We start from the raw sequence: 18,081 nt of genomic DNA, 5'->3' as shown, positions 1-18,081 counted from the left end.
AGGGATGGCATTTCAATTTGTACTGAACCTGATCATCGCATTTGTGTGGATGTTCCTTAGCAGCGAATGGACATTCCTGCAATTTTTGGTCGGATTTATTATCGGTATGTTATTTATCTATGCGCTGCGGAGATTTTTTAACGAACGCTTTTATATGCGGCGTGTAGGGGCGTTTATTTATCTGTTATTGTTATTTCTGAAAGAGCTTGTGCATTCCAGCTTTGTAGTCATTCGGGAGATATTGCGTCCAGAGCTGAATATTCATCCGGGTATTTTCTCACTTGAAACTGACTTAAGGACGGATGGGGAAATTACGGCATTAGCGCTCCTAATCACACTGACGCCTGGAACACTGCTGCTGGAGGTTTCCCCGGATAAAAGGACGTTATATATTCACGCAATGGATATAACGGACAAGAATCTGCTGGTACAGCAAATTAAAGGCTCCTTCGAAAAGGCAATTATGGAGGTGATGCGTTAATGTTGGATGCGATTCTGCTCACTTCACTCATTATACTCGCGTTATCTTCTTTGGGATGTGCTTACCGCGTGCTGGTCGGCCCTTCGATGCCGGATCGGGTGATTGCTCTGGATACGATTGGCATGAATTTGATCGGTATCGTAGCCATTCTCTCTATGATCCAGCGTACACAAGCTTATCTGGAAGTTATATTGCTAATCGGTATTCTTGCCTTTCTGGGCACGGTGGCGTTCTCCAAATACATTCAGAAGGGAGTCGTTATTGAGAATGGGACAGATACTAATAACGATCGGTGAATGGTCCATCGCTTTCCTTGTGCTGTTCGGGGCGGTGTTAAGCGTATTAAGCACCTTCGGACTCATTCGGCTTCCTGACGTTTATTTACGATCACATGCCGCTACGAAGACGGCAACCCTTGGCATCCTGTGTGTGCTGTTCGCCGCTTTTCTGTATTTCATCCTATATGAAGGCCATGTAAGTGCGAAATTATTGCTGGGCATCGTGTTTGTATTTATTACCGCACCCGTCGCAAGCCATTTGATTGACCGGTCAGCATATTTTTCAGGTGTTCCAATGTGGGAAAAAAGCGTGCAGGACGATCTTAAAATTGCAATGAACCAAGGCAAGCATCATGAAGAGCTGCACGAGCCTGCGGAATAACAAATGCCGGAATTCATCTTTTGAGGATGGATTCCGGCGTTTTGTCCGTTTAGGTTATTTTTTTGCGTTGATGCCGATCATGCCCCCGATGGCGGCTGCTGCAGCTGTGAGGGCAAGGAGCATCAAGCTGCGGACCGATATGGCAGTATCCATAGCCAGGAAGCTGACCAGCAGCAGAGTAATGCCGTAACAGAGGCCAAGCATTCCCCCGTGATACCAGCCCTTGCGACCGGACCGTTTTCCCGCGACAAAACCTCCGGCTAGCGCGCATAACGCATGAATGAAAAACGTATACTGCGGCAGCTCGGATTCCTTTAGCCCGCTGAAATGAAGGGCAAGCGACAAGACAAGCGCACATCCGCAGAGCCAAATAAAGGCATAAACGATACCGGCAAGCAGCGGCGAAGCAATGCGAACTTTAGGCACATTTTTAATCGGACTATTCATTCCTTGCACTCCTTTCGTTTCATCCTTGTAGTGGACAACTGTTTATTGCTAACAGCATATGGCATGGACGATAAAAATAGTACAAGTGACCATTCCGATTTACTGATTGCCATTATTTCATCAGTCAGACAGCCGCATGGTTCCTTTCGGCTTCGGTGACACTATTCCTTGCAGACGTCATATGCTTCTTGGCATATGTGAAAGTCAAAGGGGGCGGTTTCCAAGATGGATATCACGATCATTCTGGTACGCACAGTGTTGATTTACTTCGTCGTGTTTCTTGTGATGCGGTTTATGGGGAAGCGGGAAATTGGAAAACTTACCGTATTTGACCTGGTCATTTCCGTTATGATTGCAGAAATCGCGGTTCTGGTTATTGAGGACCCGAATCGTCCAATACTCGAGGGAATACTGCCGATGATTGCATTATTTTTGGTCCAGGTGGGCATTGCTTTCCTTACATTGAAAAGCAGGACATTGCGGTTATGGTTTGACGGGAAGCCAAGCGTCATTATCGCTAAGGGTAAGCTTAACCGCGATACAATGCGCAAGCAGCGCTACAATTTGGATGATTTGATGCTGCAGCTGCGGGAGAATAAAGTGGCTTCGGTCTCCGATGTGGAGTTTGCGATTCTGGAAACAAGCGGCAAGCTGTCCGTCGTAGAAAAAGACAAGAGCAGCTCGAAAGACAACAAAAGCTTGAAAGATAATGATCGCGAGGAACGTGTCATTCCACCGAAATTTAGGTATGAGATTTTGCCGATCCCGCTCATTATGGACGGTAAGGTACAGGATGAAAATCTTGAGAAGCTGGAAAAAAACCGTTTTTGGTTAAAAAACCAGCTGCGCCAGCAGGGGATACGAGACTTGAAAGACGTATTTCTGTGTACGCTGGACCATAAAGGGAAAATGTTCGTGGATACGAAGCAAACTCCAAAGCCTTGACTGCCGGTAAAAGGCGGTCAAGGCTTTGCCGCGTTTTATGATTTGAACCAACGCCCAATAATCGGGATTCGAATGACATCATTTTTATCAATGATCTTCATCGCGATCATGAGCAGAAGGTACACAATCAGGCCGGCGAAAAAAGAAGCGGAGGCATTCAGCCATTCCGTGATTACAGGCAGCCTGTTCATCGTCCATTTTAAAACGGCACCCATAATTACCATAGCCGCGCCTACCTTCACAAAATCAAGCAGCCTCATGCGGAAACCGACGAAACGAAGAACGCTCATGTAATGCAGCAGGGTAACGAGTACGATATTGACATTTATTGCGATCAGCGCGCCGTAAATGCCAAACTCAGGCTTGGATGCAAGCTGCATGATGAGAATGAGCTTGATTGCTGCACCAATAAACGTGTTTTTCAACGCTGTGCCCGGTTTATCCAATGCTTGCAGCGCCGCTTGCAGCGGGGCTTGCAAATAAATGAACAACGCGACAGGAGCCATCATACGCAGCATGGGTGCAATTTCGGGATGGTGAAACAGCACGCGGCAGATCGGTTCTGCGAGCAGCCACATCGCAACGACAAAGGGAGCGCCGCTTACAAGCGCAAGCCGCATCGATTGATGAAGGCGCTTATGAATGATCGCTCTGTCCCCGCGCGCTGCGGCTTCGGATAAGGAGGGGACGAGCGATACCGATAACGAATAGGTTAACGCTGTAGGGAGAAGCACAATCGGGATAATCATGCCCTGAAGCGAGCCGTACTGTGCTGTAGCGATGCCGGTAGCGATTCCTGCAAGCGCCAGGCTTCGAGCAATGAGGATCGATTCGAACAAGTAAGAAAGTGAACCGACCATCTTGCTTAACGTAACGGGTATCGATACTCGCAGCAGGCTTCGCAAGACGGGAACGGAAGCCGGGTCTGCCGCAGTCAAGGAGTGCTTCATATCTGAGATTGTTTTCTTGCGCTTGTCTATCGCGAATTGCAGCAGAAGGACTGCCAAGCCGCAAAATTCGCCGATCACCCCTCCGAGCATGGCTCCGGCCGCGCCCCATTCCAGTCCCCACGGCAGCATGAGCTTAGCAAAGAACAAAACAAAGATAATGCGAAATAAGGTTTCGATAATTTGTGATAATGCGGTAGGTATCATATTTTGTTTGCCTTGGAAATGACCCCGATAAACGGATGACATCGCAATCAAAAGCAGCATTGGCGTCATAAAAATAAAGGAATGATAGACGCGTGAGTCGGGCAGCACATGAGTTGTAATCCATGGCGCGAGCATCAGCATCAATGCCGTGAAGATCAGTGAAAGCAGGGCAGTTACGGTTAGAGCTGTGCGAAGAATCTGCTTGACCTTCGCGATATCTCCCTGAGACTGCGCTTCAGCAGTGCTTTTGGCAACCGCCAGCGGAATACCCCCGGTAATCAAAGTCAGCATAACAATCAGAAACGGATATCCGAGCTGATATAATCCAACGCCTTCAGCACCGATAATGCGAGGAAGCGCAATGCGCGGGATAAAACCGAGAATGCGATTAATGAGACCGGCGATTAATAATATCATGGCGCCTTTAATAAAGGTTTGCTTTGTCACGATCGTTCCCCCGTCTTTCCTGCCGTTTAAAACATCATATGCGATGTTTGTCCTATTCCATGTCTGTCAATTTTGGATACAGCCTGATTGCAGGCAGGAATTTGGCGTAAGCATAGCGAAGATGTATGGGAGCAGTAAAGAAGGAGGGCACGTGCGATGACGGAAGAGGAATTGAATCAAATAATCGAATCGCTGTGCGAGAGCAAAGCTGAAGAGTTTCGGATGTTCGGGTACGAGCATGTGACCGGCAAAGAGATATGGGAATGTGTCAGTGATAAGTATCACAAGAACGGTCAGCCCGCGCTGCACCAGATGGTCAATGATATTTTGTCGTTAAAAGTGACGAAATTTATGAATTTCATGACGCTGAGCGCGTTCCGCGGAACCCATTTCTAATATGAAATGGGCTCTTTTTTTGACTCGATTTTAGGGCGTCGTTATAATAGGAATATTGACAACTTAAAGGGGAGAATATCAACTATGGGAACCAAGCAGCGTTATGCGGAGGCGGAATCTACTGCAAAGACCGGAATGATCGCTAATGCCTGTTTGGCGCTGATCAAGGGAGTAACCGGTGGATTAACGGGAAGCGCCGCATTGTTGGCTGATGCTGTCCGTTCCGCTTCGGAGGCTGCTGAGAGCTTCGCTGCTGTTTCCGGGCTGCGCAGGACCAATAGACAGGCGGATCATCGGAGCAAGCCTGCCGATCAGAGCCGTACCGGAACGGTTGTTCAAATCTTTATTTCAGTTGTCCTGCTGTTACTTGGTCTGGAAATTGCTATTTCTGCAATCCGCTCAGTTGTTACAGGGATTACAGAAGCACCACAGCCCTTTGCGGCACTCGCCGTTATGATCGTTTTTTTGGTGAAGGAATTTCTGCTGCCGCTCAAGGAGCGCGGGGTCGATCTGTATGCTTCGATCTTGGCGCTTATTGGCACTGGCGGCGCTTATTTAGGACATTTGCTGTCACTTTCATTGCTGTTCTATCTGGATCCGGCAGCAGCCGTTGTGATCGCGGTTATTGTTGTGATGAGCGGATATCGCTTGATTACGCGTTCCGTTAACCCCGGACGCAAGCTCGGGCTGCAGGAAGAAGACGCAGATGAATTGATGGAAGTGATTCAGCGGATCGAAGGTGTGATTACCGTTGAGGAATTAAGAGCTTGGGAACAGGGACATTACGTTGTTGTCGACCTTCGCATCAGCGTTAACCCGAGAATATCGGTACTGGAAGGCCATGAAATCGCCAAAAGGGTGAAAGAATTGCTGCTCAAGCGTTTCATCCATGTGACCGATGTCACGATTTCGGTGGATCCTTACGACCCGGGCTATCCTTACCGTTCCAACCATGATCCGAACCAGGAGCATATGCCGACACTGCTGCAGTAGTTCGTCAAAGAAGAAATCAAAGGGATGACAAAAGGAGGGGAAAGCGAACGTGATTCACCCTAAAACGAGGTGGATGCTGGAGGAGGAAAGCGGCCAGCAGTGTGAGCAGGCATCGGCGCTTACGGCAAGCTTGAACCTGCCGCCGCTCGTAGCCAGGCTGCTGGTAAAGCGAGGGATATCAGACAGCGCAGCGGCCCATGCCTTCTTATATGGGGGAGATGAGGAGCTTCACGATCCCTTCTTGTTCAAAGGAATGAAAGAAGCGGTTGAACGGATTCGCCTGGCTGAACAAAGGGGCGAGAAAATCCGGATCTATGGCGATTATGATGCTGATGGCGTATCCAGCACATCGTTTATGATCAGGCTGTTCACCAAGCTTGGCCTTCATTTTGATTATTATATTCCGCATCGCCACCTCGAAGGTTATGGCCTCAACGCCGCAGCGATTGATAAAGCGGCTGCGGCTGGCGTTACCTTAATTGTAACCGTTGATACAGGCATCAGTGCGGTAGAACAGATCCAATACGCGAGAAGCTTACATATCGACGTCATTGTGACAGATCATCATGAGCCTCCGGAGCTGCTGCCCGAAGCCTGTGCGATCGTTAATCCGAAGCAGGCGGACTGTCCTTATCCTTATAAAGGATTAGCAGGCGCAGGCGTTGCTTTTAAGCTTGGGCAAGCACTGCTTGGCAAGCCGCCGTTCGAGTGGGCGGACATTACCGCGCTTGGCACGATCGCTGATCTGATGCCGTTGACCGGTGAGAATCGCTACCTTGTCAAACGCGGGTTGGAGCAGATGAGACAGACGAATAATGTCGGGTTCCAATCGTTAGCGGAGGCGGCGGGCATCGAGTTAGACCGTGTAACTTCTACGAATGTCGCGTTTGGAATGGCGCCCCGCATCAATGCAAGCGGCCGGCTGGAGCATGCCGACGGTGCGGTGCTGCTGCTCACGACAGATGATCCCGATGAGGCTTATGCTTGCGCTCTGCGGCTCGACCATCTTAATAAGCAGCGTCAGCAGATTGTCGATGAAATGGTCGGACAGGCGGATGAGCTGTGGATCTCGAAAAAGTCCGCATGCAAAGAAGCGGGGGAAAAGGAGCCTTCGGTCATTGTGCTGGCCGTGGAAGGCTGGAACGTCGGTGTGATCGGCGTCGTCGCCTCTAAGATGATTGAGAAGCACTATCGTCCGACGATTATATTGGGAATCGATTCAGATTCGGGAATGTGCAAAGGATCGGCGCGATCGATTGACGGATTTGATCTGTACGCGGCTTTGACCGAATGCGCAGATTTGATGTCTCATTATGGCGGACATCAGGCGGCGGCTGGCATGAGCCTGCACCGGGACCGCTTGCCGGAGTTTGAGCATAAATTAAGCCAGTTAGCTGATCAATGGCTGACTGCGGAGGATTGGATACGCAAAACGACGATCGATGTTGTGAGCACCATTCAAGAAGCCGGATTGGAGACGATTGAAAGCCTGTCTTTGCTGGAGCCGTTCGGCGCTGGAAATCCTTCGCCGAAATTATTGTTCCGCGGGGTCGAAGTCGAAGAGAGCCGCACGATGGGCAAGGATGGAAAACATCTTAGGTTATCCTTGCTCCATCAAGCAAAGAGGCTCGAAGCGATCAGTTTCGGAAGCGGCAGCACGGCAGCGCGATTATCGCCTGGCGTAAAAGCGGATATTCTCGGAGAGCTGGCGGTCAATGAATGGAATGGAAACCGAAAGCCTCAATTGATGATTGGCGACATGCAGGTGAGTCATGTGCAGCTGTTCGATTACCGGAACGATAGCGATCCTGTACGGACGATGAACAAATGGTTGGAGCAGCAGATCGACCGCTCAAGGAATAATCGAACTGCGGTCGTAGTCGGATCCAATCCCGCTTGGGCGGAGACGGCGGCAGCAGTGTGTGTGAACGATGAAACAGGCGTGCGCACAGCGGAAGACTCCATGCAGGTCATTTGCATGGATTACGATACATTGCCTGCCGAGCTTGCATGCACGGAATTGCTGCTTCTTCAAAAGCCGCCTTCCGCAGCCAAGTTGTCTCACATACTGCAAGCGTGCAGCGGATTGGAATCAGTCGTCGCGCTGTACCGCGAAGACCGGCGTCAGCGTGCCGGTTTTCCGCAGCGCCAGCATTTTGCGGAGATTTACCAAACGGTCCGCCGTTTGCCGGCTTCGGCCCTTCATGCCGCACAACTGCCTGCCAAGCTAAGCGGCATGATCGGATGGGATAAGGAAGTCGTTTCTATGATGCTGCGTGTTTTTGAGGAGCTCGAATTTATCGCGTTTCGCGAGGGGAATGTATATGTAAACCCTGCGCCGCATAAACGTGAGTTATCCGAATCCACAGCTTACCGGAATGCGCTTGAGCAATCGGAAGCCGACCAAGTCCTTTTTGCATCCTATCAAGAGTTTGCCGATTGGATTGCTTTACAGTTGAAAACAAAAATAAGTGAACAAAAATCATTTGTGATCGTATAAAGGAGAAATGAAAGTTATGAATTTCAAAGATTATATTCGCGTTATCCCGGATTTCCCGCAGCCTGGCATTCGATTTAAAGATATAACGACGCTGTTGAAGGATGGCCAAGCTTATAAAGCGGCAATTGATGCGATGAAGGAAAAGGTTCAACATCTTGAAATTGATGTCATCACTGGACCGGAGGCACGCGGTTTTGTAGTGGGCGCGCCGCTCGCGCTGTCGCTCGGGGTCGGTTTTGTGCCCATCCGCAAAAGCGGTAAGCTGCCGGGTGAAACTGTCGAGGCCGGTTATGATCTGGAATATGGAAAAGACAGGCTTGCGCTTCATAAAGATTCCATTACACCAGGACAGAAAGTACTGATCGCCGATGACTTGCTTGCAACCGGAGGCACGATCAACACGACAATCAATTTGATCCGGCAATTAGGCGGGGAAGTGGTCGGCGCGGCATTTCTCATTGAGCTCGGTTATTTGACAGGCAGGGAAAAACTGGACGGAATCGAAGTTTTCTCGCTTATTACGTATTAAACAATCATCACAGACCCGTTAATGAGCATCCGAAGCTCATACAGCGGGTCTTTTCTTTTGCCCATCCATGGGTGGCAGTTGACGGCTGCCTGCCATAACAGGCATAATATTAGAAAACTCGGAAAATGCAAGATTCTTTCTTCGTGAGGACTCTTTTTCGGAAAGGGACGTTTCATGGGCATAGAGCAGTTACTCGAAAAGGCGGCGGCCTATCTAAAAGAACAAGATTTACAGCGCATTCGGGAAGCCTACGATTTTGCCGAGCAAGCCCATCACGGCCAAGTGCGAAAATCGGGAGAACCGTATATTCTTCATCCGGTTGCCGTTGCAGATATATTGGTGAATATGCAGATGGATGTCATATCGATCATCGCTGCATTGCTTCATGATGTCGTTGAGGACACTACCGTTGCGCTTGAGGAAGTGCGGGTTCGCTTTGGCGAAACCTGTGCCATGCTTGTTGACGGCTTAACAAAGCTGGAGAAAATTCAGTTCAGATCCAAAGAAGAGCAGCAAAATGAAAACTACCGGAAAATGTTTGTCGCGATGGCGCAGGATATTCGTGTCATCTTGATCAAACTCGCTGATCGTCTCCATAATATGAGGACCTTAAAATTTCAGTCGGAGGAGGCGCAGCGGCGCATTGCCTACGAAACGCTGGAAATTTTCTGTCCGATTGCGCACCGGCTTGGTATTTCCGCGATCAAGTGGGAAATGGAAGATATCGCGCTTCGCTATCTGAATCCGCAGCAGTATTACCGTATCGCTAATCTGATGAAGAAGAAACGTGCGGAACGGGAACAGCATATCGATGATGTCATTCATCGGATCAATGAAAAGCTGGATGAAATGGACATAAGCGGCGATATTTCCGGACGCCCTAAACATATATACAGCATCTACAAGAAAATGACCGGCAAGAATAAGCAGTTTAATGAAATTTATGATTTACTGGCGATTCGGATCATCGTTGACAATATTAAAGATTGTTACGCTACCTTAGGTATCATTCATACGTTATGGCGCCCGATGCCAGGCCGTTTCAAGGACTATATCGCAATGCCAAAAGCGAATATGTACCAGTCCCTGCATACAACGGTGATCGGACCGAACGGAGAACCGACAGAGGTTCAGATCCGCACATGGGATATGCACCGGACGAGCGAATACGGGATTGCCGCCCATTGGGCATATAAAGAAGGAACGGTCGTTCCGGAAGGCAGCTTCGGGGACAAAATGTCATGGTTCCGGGAAATTTTGGAGCTTCAGAATGAAACCAGAGATGCCGCTGAATTTATGGAATCTCTCAAGATGGACTTTTTCTCCGATCTCGTGTTTGTGTTCACGCCTAAGGGTGAAGTGTTCGAGCTGCCTGCCGGTTCCGTTCCGCTCGATTTCGCTTATCGTGTTCATACGGAGGTTGGCAATCGGACGATCGGCGCCAAAGTAAACGGTCGGATTGTCCCGCTTGATCATAAGCTGAAAACAGGAGATATTATCGAAATTTTAACATCCAAGCATTCCTATGGTCCTAGCCAGGATTGGGTGAAGATTGCGCAATCCTCTCATGCCCGCAGCAAAATCAAGCAATGGTTCAAGAAGGAGCGCCGCGAAGAAAACGTAACGAAAGGCAAGGAGCTGCTGGAGCGCGAGCTGAAGCGGTTAGGCTTGGAGCCGTCAGCATGGATGTCTGACGACAAGCTGCAGGAAGTCGCAGGGAAGTTTACGTTTAATGATATTGAGGACATGCTCTCCGCAATCGGCTTTGGCGGCATTACTGCAGCTCAAATCTGTACGAGGCTGACGGAAAAGCTGCGCAAAGAGACGGAAGAAGCCAATCAGATTGAGCTGACAAGCGAAATTAAAGAGGTCAAAGCTTCCTCCAGCGAGAAAAAAAACCGGCCTACGCACGGTGTGACCGTAAAAGGCGTCGATAACCTGCTTGTCCGGTTCGCGCGGTGCTGTAATCCTGTGCCTGGCGATAACATTATCGGATACATTACGCGTGGCCGCGGCGTTTCCGTACATCGGTCGGATTGCGCGAACATTCCGCTCGGAACCGAGGGTGAAGAAGCGGCGCGCGTTATCGAGGTGGATTGGGCGCAGTCGGTAGAGGCGAATTACAGCGTGGATATTGAAATTACCGGCCATGACCGCCGCGGTTTGCTTAATGAGGTGCTGCAGGCCGTGTCGGAAAGTAAGACCAATATCGCCGCAGTTTCCGGACGGTCCGATAAAAATAAGCTGGCGATGATCCATATGACGATTCTGATCCGCAATATTGAGCATCTTCAGGCGGTAGTAGAGAAGATTAAACGCGTGCAGGACGTCTATTCAGTTCAGCGAATTATGCAATAAGGGCAAGGAAGAACGGGGGGCTATAGGTGAAAGTGGTTGTACAGCGCAGCAAGGCTGCGTCTGTTACTATAGATGGCGATACGGTAGGCGCGATTAATCAAGGGTTGGTGCTGTTAGTCGGAATCACTCATGAGGATACGGAAAGCGATGTCCGCTGGATGGCTGACAAAGTGGCGGGGCTTCGTATTTTTGAAGATGAAGCCGGCAAAATGAATCATTCGGTTCAGGATATCGGCGGTCAGATTCTGTCGGTATCCCAATTTACGTTGTACGGCGATTGCCGGAAAGGACGGCGCCCGAACTTCATGAATGCGGCCAAGCCGGAATTGGCGGAGCGGTTGTATGATTTGTTTAACCGCAATATGCAAGAAATCGGATTGCCAGTAGAGACAGGACGGTTTGGGGCAATGATGGACGTTTCGCTTGTCAATTGGGGGCCGGTAACCCTAATACTCGACAGTCGGCAATAAGAACATAAGGATTAGAATGCAACGGCCCGGTAAACACTAGAAAGAAGAACCAACTTTCTGGTGAAAGGAGTGAACCGGCCGTTATGCGTCAATCTGGCAAAGAATTAGGCGTCATCCGGGGCGCGGGGCGTTTGCTGAATCAAGAACGCAGAGAAGCGCTCGCGCTGTCGCCCTTGGAGGACGGATTACAAAGGGGAAATGAAGATGCGCGTGCATATCCGATCGGCGGAGCCGGCTTTCGAGCGGACGCTGTCGAATATCGTCGGCCTTTTTTTTGAGCATCCGGTCATTTCATATAGTCCGGAGAGCGGTAGTGATCCGGAAGTGGATGTGGAGCTCGTCTTGAGTGCTGCAAAGGCGGATAATAAGATCACAGCCAAAGCTGTCCTGAGCCTGAAACCGCAGGAGCAGCAGTTGGAAGCGGAGCATGCCAGACAGCTTGGCAAGGATGCATCCCTGACCAGCGAGGAAGGCCGCAAGATTTTAAAGCAGGCGCTGTGCCATGCACTGCTTGACGTGCTGCAACGTTCTACAGGCATCATACAGCCGTGGGGCATACTGACAGGCATTAGGCCGACCAAGCTGATGCATGAGCGGACAAAGCGGGGAATCAGGCAGGAGCTCATTCATAAAGAGCTGCAAGAGGATTATCTGATCGCAGATGAGAAGATCGCTTTAATGCAGCGGATTGTGGAGCGGCAGCTGACCGCGATTCCTGATCTGTATCAATTGCGGGGCGAGGTCAGCATCTATATCGGCATCCCTTTTTGTCCGACCAAATGTGCATACTGCACCTTCCCGGCATACGACATAAATGGGCGCCAAGGCTCGGTGAATGGTTTCCTGGGCGGCCTGCATCATGAGATGCGGGAGGTCGGGAAATGGTTAAAGGAGCATGGGATCCGTGTTACGACGATTTATTTCGGAGGTGGTACGCCGACGAGCATTACGGCAGAAGAGATGGATGCCCTTTACAAGGAAATGTATGATTCGTTCCCGGATGTGGACCAGGTGCGAGAAATTACGGTAGAAGCCGGCCGGCCGGATACGATCACCCCGGAAAAGCTGTCTGTTTTGCTGAAGTGGGGCATTCACCGGATCAGCATAAATCCGCAATCGTATACCCAAGAAACATTGGACTTGATCGGCAGGCACCATTCAGTAGAAGAAACAGTGGATAAATTCGAGCTTGCAAGGGCAACCGGAATGGATAATATCAATATGGATTTGATCATCGGGCTGCCGGGTGAAGGCATCGCTGAATTCGAGCACACGCTGGCTGAAACGGCAAAGCTGATGCCTGAATCCTTAACTGTGCATACGCTGTCGTTCAAGCGGGCCTCCGAGATGACTCAGCATCGCGGAACAGGCAAATATAAAGTGGCCTCGCGCGATGAGATCAACCAGATGATGGAACGAGCCATTCGGTGGACGGATACATTTGGCTATGTGCCTTATTATTTGTACCGCCAGAAGAATATCCTCGGTAATTTGGAAAATGTGGGCTATGCCAAGCCAGGCATGGAAAGTCTCTATAATATATTAATTATCGAGGAAATGCAGTCAATTATCGGCCTTGGCTGTGGAGCTTCAAGCAAATGGGTCGATCCGGTTACCGGAGTCATCACCCGCCTTGCCAATCCGAAGGAACCTAAAGCTTATAACGAAACGTATCTTCAATATACCGAAGCGAAGCTTCAAACGCTGGAAAAGCTGTATGCGCCCTCAGCGGTTGGCGTTCAGAGCTAGGAAACGCTTTATTTTTTGTAATTCAATTGTAATATTGCTAACATCTCTTCTTAATATGTCCAGTCTATAATAATTGTCGACCCCCTTTTTTAAAATATATTTCACTTTGGACCTACAATTCACTTTGTAGGTTTTTTTCTGCCTGTTTATAATAAGCGCATTTAAACTTGACTTTGCTGGATAAGGCGGGTAAAATCAATTATCAGCAAAATGTTTACGAATCGATTCCATGATGGGAACAAGTAATCCGTAACACATACCCAGAGAGGGACGCCCTGGCTGCAAGCGTCCTTATGGTGGATGGATGAACAGACCTCCCGGAGAACAAACGGCGAACAGGACCGTATGATCGGCATTCCGATCGATGTAGTTGTCAGTAGCCGGTTGCGTGTAGCGGGCGTTAACCGCAAGAGCGGATCTGTTATTAGATCCGGAATGTGGGTGGTACCACGGGAGTATAATCTCTCGTCCCTGGCATGATGAATGCCGGGGATGGGAGTTTTTTTATTTTCAAAAGAGGTCGGAGGGAAGCGCATGGGTTTTCAGAAGGCACCCGGAACACAGGATATTTTGCCGCAGCAGGTGGAAGCATGGCAGATTGTAGAAGAGAAAGCGCGCGATATTTGCAGACGGTTTAACTTTCGGGAAATTCGCACGCCGATGTTTGAGGCGACAGAACTGTATCAGCGCGGCGTAGGCGAAACGACGGATATCGTCGAGAAGGAAATGTATACCTTTACGGACCGCGGCGGACGCAGCGTAACGTTAAGGCCGGAAGGAACGGCAGGAGCGGTACGGGCCTATGTCGAGAATAAAATATACGGCGAGCCGGATGTTTCCAAGCTGTATTACATCGGCCCAATGTTTCGATATGAGCGCCAGCAAGCCGGAAGATACCGGCAGTTTCACCAATTTGGCGTGGAGGCGCTCGGAGCTGTCGATCCTGCTCTCGACGCCGAAGTCATTGCCTTAGGTTATACCTTTTATACGGAGGTTGGGCTTAAAGGCGTACGTGTCGAGATCAATTCCGTCGGTACACCGGAGGTACGAAGCATTTTTCGCGAGCGGCTGTTAGCATTTCTAATGCCTAAACGGGAACTGCTTTGCAAGGATTGTCAGTCCCGGATCGAACGCAATCCGCTGCGCGTTCTGGATTGTAAGGTGGATCAAGCGCATTTTGAAGGCGCGCCATCGATCCTGGACAGCTTGGATGAAGAGTGCGCAACTCATTTTGAGAAGCTGCAGTCGCATTTGACAGGGATGGGCATTCCCTTCTCGATCAATCCGAGGCTGGTCAGAGGGTTAGACTATTATACCCATACTGCATTTGAGTACAAAGCAGAGGGAATTGGCGCCATCGATACGATCGGAGGCGGAGGCCGTTACAACGGGCTTGTTGCCGATATCGGCGGTCCGGATCAGCCTGGCGTAGGCCTTGGCATCGGACTGGAGCGCACGATCATGCTGCTCCAGCACCAAGAAGCCGGGCAGCAGTCGCGGGGACGTCTCGACGTCTATCTCGTCGGCTTGGGAGAAGCGGCAGATCAAGAAGTGACGAAGCTGCTGCACGGGCTGCGCTTGCGTGGAATTTCCGGCGAACGGGATTACCAAGGGCGGAAGATGAAAGCGCAGATGAAGTCGGCAGACCGCCTGAACGTCCGCTTTACGGCTATCCTTGGCGAGGACGAACTTGCCAAAGGCGAGATCGCTTTGAAAGATATGACGACCGGCCAGCAGCGGATGGTACCGCTTGAACAGCTTGCCGATGAATTCTTAAACCATTTGAAAGGATTGGATGTAAAATGATGTTGAAAACTCACCATTGCGGAAAACTGACGAAAGCGGATGTAGGACAGACCGTTACTTTGAACGGATGGGTACAGCGCCGGCGTGACCTTGGCGGCGTATTGTTTATTGATCTGCGCGACCGCAGCGGCATTGTGCAAATCGTGTTTAACCCGGACTTCTCCGGAGAAGCGCTGGAAGTTGCCGACCGTGCGCGCAACGAATATGTATTGGCTGTTACCGGCCAAGTGGTTGAACGTGATCCGGAAACCTTTAACGCAAACCTGGCGACTGGCGAGATCGAAGTTCGTGTAACGGAAATCGAAGTGATGAACGCTGCGAAAACCCCTCCGTTTCCGATTGAAGACGGCGTTGATGTGGATGAATCGCTGCGCTTGAAATATCGTTATCTTGACCTGCGCCGACCTGAGATGCAAAAAACGCTGCTGCTCCGCTCGAAGGCGGCAAAAATATTCCGCGATTTCCTCGACGGCGAGCAATTCGTGGAAGTGGAAACGCCGATTTTGACCAAGAGCACGCCTGAAGGCGCCCGTGACTATCTGGTGCCGAGCCGCGTTCATCCAGAAGAATTTTTCGCGCTGCCGCAATCGCCGCAAATTTTCAAGCAGCTGCTGATGGTGGGCGGTTTGGAGCGTTACTATCAAATTGCGCGCTGCTTCCGTGATGAGGATCTGCGTGCGGACCGCCAACCGGAATTTACGCAAGTGGATATCGAGACATCGTTCCTGGCGCAGGACCAGCTGCTTTCCTTGATGGAAGAGCTGATGGTGAAGCTGTTCCGTGAAACGGTCGGAGCAGAACTGCAGGCGCCTTTCCAACGGATCACTTATGCGGATGCAATGAACAAATACGGCTCTGACAAGCCGGATCTTCGATTCGGTTTGGAAATGGAAGACATCACAGATATCGTGGCGGGCAGCGAAGTGAAAGTGTTCGCTAATGTGGCGGCAAGCGGCGGCGTCGTCAAAGCGCTTAACGCGAAAGGCTGCGCGACTTGGAGCCGGAAAGAGCTGGATGACCTGCAGCCGTTCGCGGCACGTTACGGCGGCAAAGGATTGGCGTGGGTAACGGTGAAGGAAGGCGAATGGCGCGGCCCGATCGTCAAATTTTTCAAGCCGGAGGAAATTGCTGCACTAACAGAACGTTTAGCGGTAGAGGAAGGCGACCTGCTGTTGTTCTCCGCAGACAAGAAAAAGGTTGTTGCCGACGTTCTGGGCAACCTGCGCCTGAAGATCGGTAAAGACCTGGGCCTCATCGACGAGAAACAATTCAAATTTGCCTGGGTCGTTGATTTCCCGCTGTTAGGCTGGGATGAGGAAGCGAAACGTTATGTAGCCGAGCATCATCCGTTCACACGTCCGAACGAGGATGATGTGCATCTGTTCGATTCCGATCCGGGTCAGATCCGCGCTCAAGCGTATGACCTCGTACTGAACGGTTATGAAGTCGGCGGCGGATCGATGCGGATCTTCAAACGTGAAGTGCAGGAGAAAATGTTCGGAGCGCTTGGGTTCTCACCTGAGGAAGCGCATGAGAAATTCGGCTTCCTGCTCGACGCGTTCGAATACGGAACGCCACCTCACGGCGGAATTGCATTTGGATTTGACCGTTTGGTTATGCTGCTCTCGGGAAGCACGAACCTGCGTGAAACGATTGCGTTCCCTAAAACAGCAAGCGCAACGGACCTGCTAAGCGACGCTCCTTCACGTGTCGAGCTGTCTCAACTCGAACAGCTGCATATCCGCACGGTGCCCAAACCGGGCGCGAAGCCTGCAGCGGCTCCTGAAGCAGCAGGCAGCGCTGCGGAGACAGCTGCAAAGGGCCTATAAGTTAAGCGAGGAAAGGAGCGGTTCATCAATGCTGAATCAATTTTCCCGTACGGAGCTTGCCATCGGCCCTGAAGGGCTGAATCTTATGAAGGGCAGTACGGTTGCGGTGCTGGGAATCGGCGGTGTAGGTTCCATCGCCGCCGAGGCGCTGGCTCGTACCGGTGTGGGACGCATTATTCTGATCGACAAGGATGTTGTCGATATTACGAATATCAACCGGCAGATTCATGCTTTGACAACGACGGTAGGACAGCCCAAGGCTGATCTGATGCGTGACCGGATCAAGCTGATCAACCCGGAGTGCGACGCAATCTCACTGCGGATGTTTTATACGGAAGAAACGTATGAACAGCTGTTTGCTTATGACCTGGATTATGTCATCGATGCTTCGGACACGATTATATATAAAATACACCTGATCAAACAATGCCTGGAACGGAAGATTCCGATCATTTCCAGCATGGGCGCGGCGAACAAGATGGACCCGACCAGGTTTCAGGTCGCAGATATTTCCAAAACATCGATGGACCCGATAGCCAGGGTAGTCAGGCAGAAGCTGCGCAAGGACGGCATTAAGAAAGGCGTCAAGGTCGTATTCTCGACAGAGGAGCCGCAGAAGCCCCGTGAGGATGTAACACAGCGCATTGTACCGGAGAATGCCCCGGAAATCCGCAAAGCGCAGCAGCCGCCGGCAAGCAATGCGTTCGTGCCGCCTGTCGCAGGCCTAATTATGGTTAGCGTTGTTGTTAAAGATCTGCTGGAAAAAGGGAATGTTCCGGTATAAGCCGAAATGATGCATCGATCAAAAAGCTGCGGTTGGGCTTGAGGAATCCGCAGGAAAAAGGATACTGTTCCATAGTTACAATTTAAGGTGAAGAGGCCGGAGGTGATCCGGCTGTCTTCGCCTTTTTGATTAATGGCGTGCCCAGCTAAGCACGCATTCTCTAGCCGGTGAAAGTCCGGTCACAGGAGGGGCCAAGCCCCTGTGCAGCTAGGATACCTGCGTATGGCGAAATCTGTGCGTAGAAGCGTATCGACGAAAGTACCCGTCGGAGATGGGGCGAGCAATGTACCAGGCCGTAACATAAAGTGAATTCTGCCGCGTCGTCAAAAAGGCCTCGCAAGAGGGAAGAGAGGATGCCGAGTCCCGCATTTTTGGACGAAGGCCATGGAAGCTGCTCAGAACTTGGATCGGCAGTGAAGAATCCTCCGGCGTAAGGGAAACGGCATGGTATGAAAGAGGAGGCAGTGAACTGGGGAGACCCTCCCCTGCACGAAACAACTCTTCGTAAAAAGACCCTCTATAAGCCCTCAAGG

General features: G+C 50.6%; 17 protein-coding genes and 1 other annotated feature. Of the genes, 15 read left to right on the top strand and 2 right to left on the bottom strand.

The window, feature by feature from the left end; genetic code table 11:
- Positions 1–4: 4 nt before the first annotated feature.
- From IEW11_RS20505 to mnhG, 3 genes are read left to right on the top strand one after another with little or no spacing between them, the layout of a single operon-like run.
- Positions 5–481: a Na+/H+ antiporter subunit E gene (locus IEW11_RS20505; RefSeq protein ID WP_188532948.1), complete on the top strand. Its 477-nt coding sequence runs from the start codon at positions 5–7 to the stop codon at positions 479–481.
- The gene (locus IEW11_RS20500; RefSeq protein ID WP_188532947.1) at positions 481–777 is read left to right on the top strand and encodes a Na(+)/H(+) antiporter subunit F1; all 297 of its coding nucleotides are present in this window, start codon (positions 481–483) and stop codon (positions 775–777) included. Before IEW11_RS20505 ends, IEW11_RS20500 begins: the two co-directional genes overlap by 1 nt.
- The gene (gene mnhG, locus IEW11_RS20495; RefSeq protein WP_188532946.1) at positions 749–1,141 is read left to right on the top strand and encodes a monovalent cation/H(+) antiporter subunit G; all 393 of its coding nucleotides are present in this window, start codon (positions 749–751) and stop codon (positions 1,139–1,141) included. The genes IEW11_RS20500 and mnhG overlap by 29 nt, the downstream gene beginning before the upstream one ends.
- A 54-nt stretch (positions 1,142–1,195) precedes the next feature.
- On the opposite strand, the gene IEW11_RS20490 is transcribed toward mnhG, so the two are convergent.
- The gene (locus IEW11_RS20490; RefSeq protein ID WP_188532945.1) at positions 1,196–1,588 is read right to left on the bottom strand and encodes a TIGR04086 family membrane protein; all 393 of its coding nucleotides are present in this window, start codon (positions 1,586–1,588) and stop codon (positions 1,196–1,198) included.
- Between the two features lie 225 nt (positions 1,589–1,813).
- Between IEW11_RS20490 and IEW11_RS20485 the strand changes: the two genes are divergently transcribed.
- Positions 1,814–2,533 (top strand): YetF domain-containing protein, encoded by a 720-nt coding sequence (locus IEW11_RS20485; protein ID WP_188532944.1) that lies wholly within the window; start codon positions 1,814–1,816, stop codon positions 2,531–2,533.
- Positions 2,534–2,568: 35 nt separating this feature from the next.
- On the opposite strand, the gene spoVB is transcribed toward IEW11_RS20485, so the two are convergent.
- A complete protein-coding gene (spoVB, locus tag IEW11_RS20480) occupies positions 2,569–4,134 on the bottom strand; it encodes a stage V sporulation protein B (protein ID WP_188532943.1) in 1,566 nt (521 codons plus the stop codon).
- A gap of 156 nt (positions 4,135–4,290) precedes the next feature.
- Between spoVB and IEW11_RS20475 the strand changes: the two genes are divergently transcribed.
- The 11 genes from IEW11_RS20475 (at position 4,291) to IEW11_RS20425 (ending at position 17,548) form a co-directional block, all read left to right on the top strand.
- Positions 4,291–4,530, top strand: coding sequence for a post-transcriptional regulator (locus tag IEW11_RS20475; RefSeq protein ID WP_188532942.1), 240 nt, complete (start codon positions 4,291–4,293; stop codon positions 4,528–4,530).
- Between the two features lie 84 nt (positions 4,531–4,614).
- On the top strand, positions 4,615–5,523 hold the full coding sequence (locus IEW11_RS20470) for a cation diffusion facilitator family transporter (protein ID WP_188532941.1): 909 nt from the start codon (positions 4,615–4,617) through the stop codon (positions 5,521–5,523).
- 49 nt (positions 5,524–5,572) lie between these two features.
- Positions 5,573–8,023 (top strand): single-stranded-DNA-specific exonuclease RecJ, encoded by a 2,451-nt coding sequence (recJ, locus tag IEW11_RS20465; protein WP_188532940.1) that lies wholly within the window; start codon positions 5,573–5,575, stop codon positions 8,021–8,023.
- Between the two features lie 16 nt (positions 8,024–8,039).
- Positions 8,040–8,552, top strand: coding sequence for an adenine phosphoribosyltransferase (locus tag IEW11_RS20460; RefSeq protein ID WP_188532939.1), 513 nt, complete (start codon positions 8,040–8,042; stop codon positions 8,550–8,552).
- 174 nt (positions 8,553–8,726) lie between these two features.
- Positions 8,727–10,910: a RelA/SpoT family protein gene (locus IEW11_RS20455; protein WP_188532938.1), complete on the top strand. Its 2,184-nt coding sequence runs from the start codon at positions 8,727–8,729 to the stop codon at positions 10,908–10,910.
- A 26-nt stretch (positions 10,911–10,936) separates the two neighbouring features.
- Positions 10,937–11,380 (top strand): D-aminoacyl-tRNA deacylase, encoded by a 444-nt coding sequence (gene dtd, locus IEW11_RS20450; protein WP_188532937.1) that lies wholly within the window; start codon positions 10,937–10,939, stop codon positions 11,378–11,380.
- A gap of 83 nt (positions 11,381–11,463) precedes the next feature.
- Entirely contained in the window at positions 11,464–11,658 is a 195-nt protein-coding gene (locus tag IEW11_RS20445) for a hypothetical protein (RefSeq protein WP_188532936.1), read from the top strand.
- Positions 11,585–13,129: a coproporphyrinogen III oxidase gene (locus IEW11_RS20440; protein ID WP_188532935.1), complete on the top strand. Its 1,545-nt coding sequence runs from the start codon at positions 11,585–11,587 to the stop codon at positions 13,127–13,129. Before IEW11_RS20445 ends, IEW11_RS20440 begins: the two co-directional genes overlap by 74 nt.
- Before the next feature lie 220 nt (positions 13,130–13,349).
- Positions 13,350–13,605 (top strand) — a binding site (T-box leader).
- A gap of 58 nt (positions 13,606–13,663) precedes the next feature.
- A complete protein-coding gene (gene hisS / locus IEW11_RS20435) occupies positions 13,664–14,935 on the top strand; it encodes a histidine--tRNA ligase (RefSeq protein WP_188532934.1) in 1,272 nt (423 codons plus the stop codon).
- Positions 14,932–16,764 (top strand): aspartate--tRNA ligase, encoded by a 1,833-nt coding sequence (gene aspS, locus IEW11_RS20430; protein ID WP_188532933.1) that lies wholly within the window; start codon positions 14,932–14,934, stop codon positions 16,762–16,764. The genes hisS and aspS overlap by 4 nt, the downstream gene beginning before the upstream one ends.
- A 28-nt stretch (positions 16,765–16,792) precedes the next feature.
- Complete coding sequence (locus tag IEW11_RS20425; RefSeq protein WP_188532932.1) at positions 16,793–17,548, top strand: tRNA threonylcarbamoyladenosine dehydratase; 756 nt, start codon at positions 16,793–16,795, stop codon at positions 17,546–17,548.
- Positions 17,549–18,081: the final 533 nt, after the last annotated feature.

Origin of the sequence: Paenibacillus abyssi (assembly GCF_014640295.1) — a bacterium.
Taxonomy (GTDB): Bacteria; Bacillota; Bacilli; order Paenibacillales; family Paenibacillaceae; genus Paenibacillus_D; species Paenibacillus_D abyssi.
The sequence above is the reverse complement of the archived record's forward strand: the minus strand, read 5'-3'. Positions and strand labels throughout refer to the sequence as shown.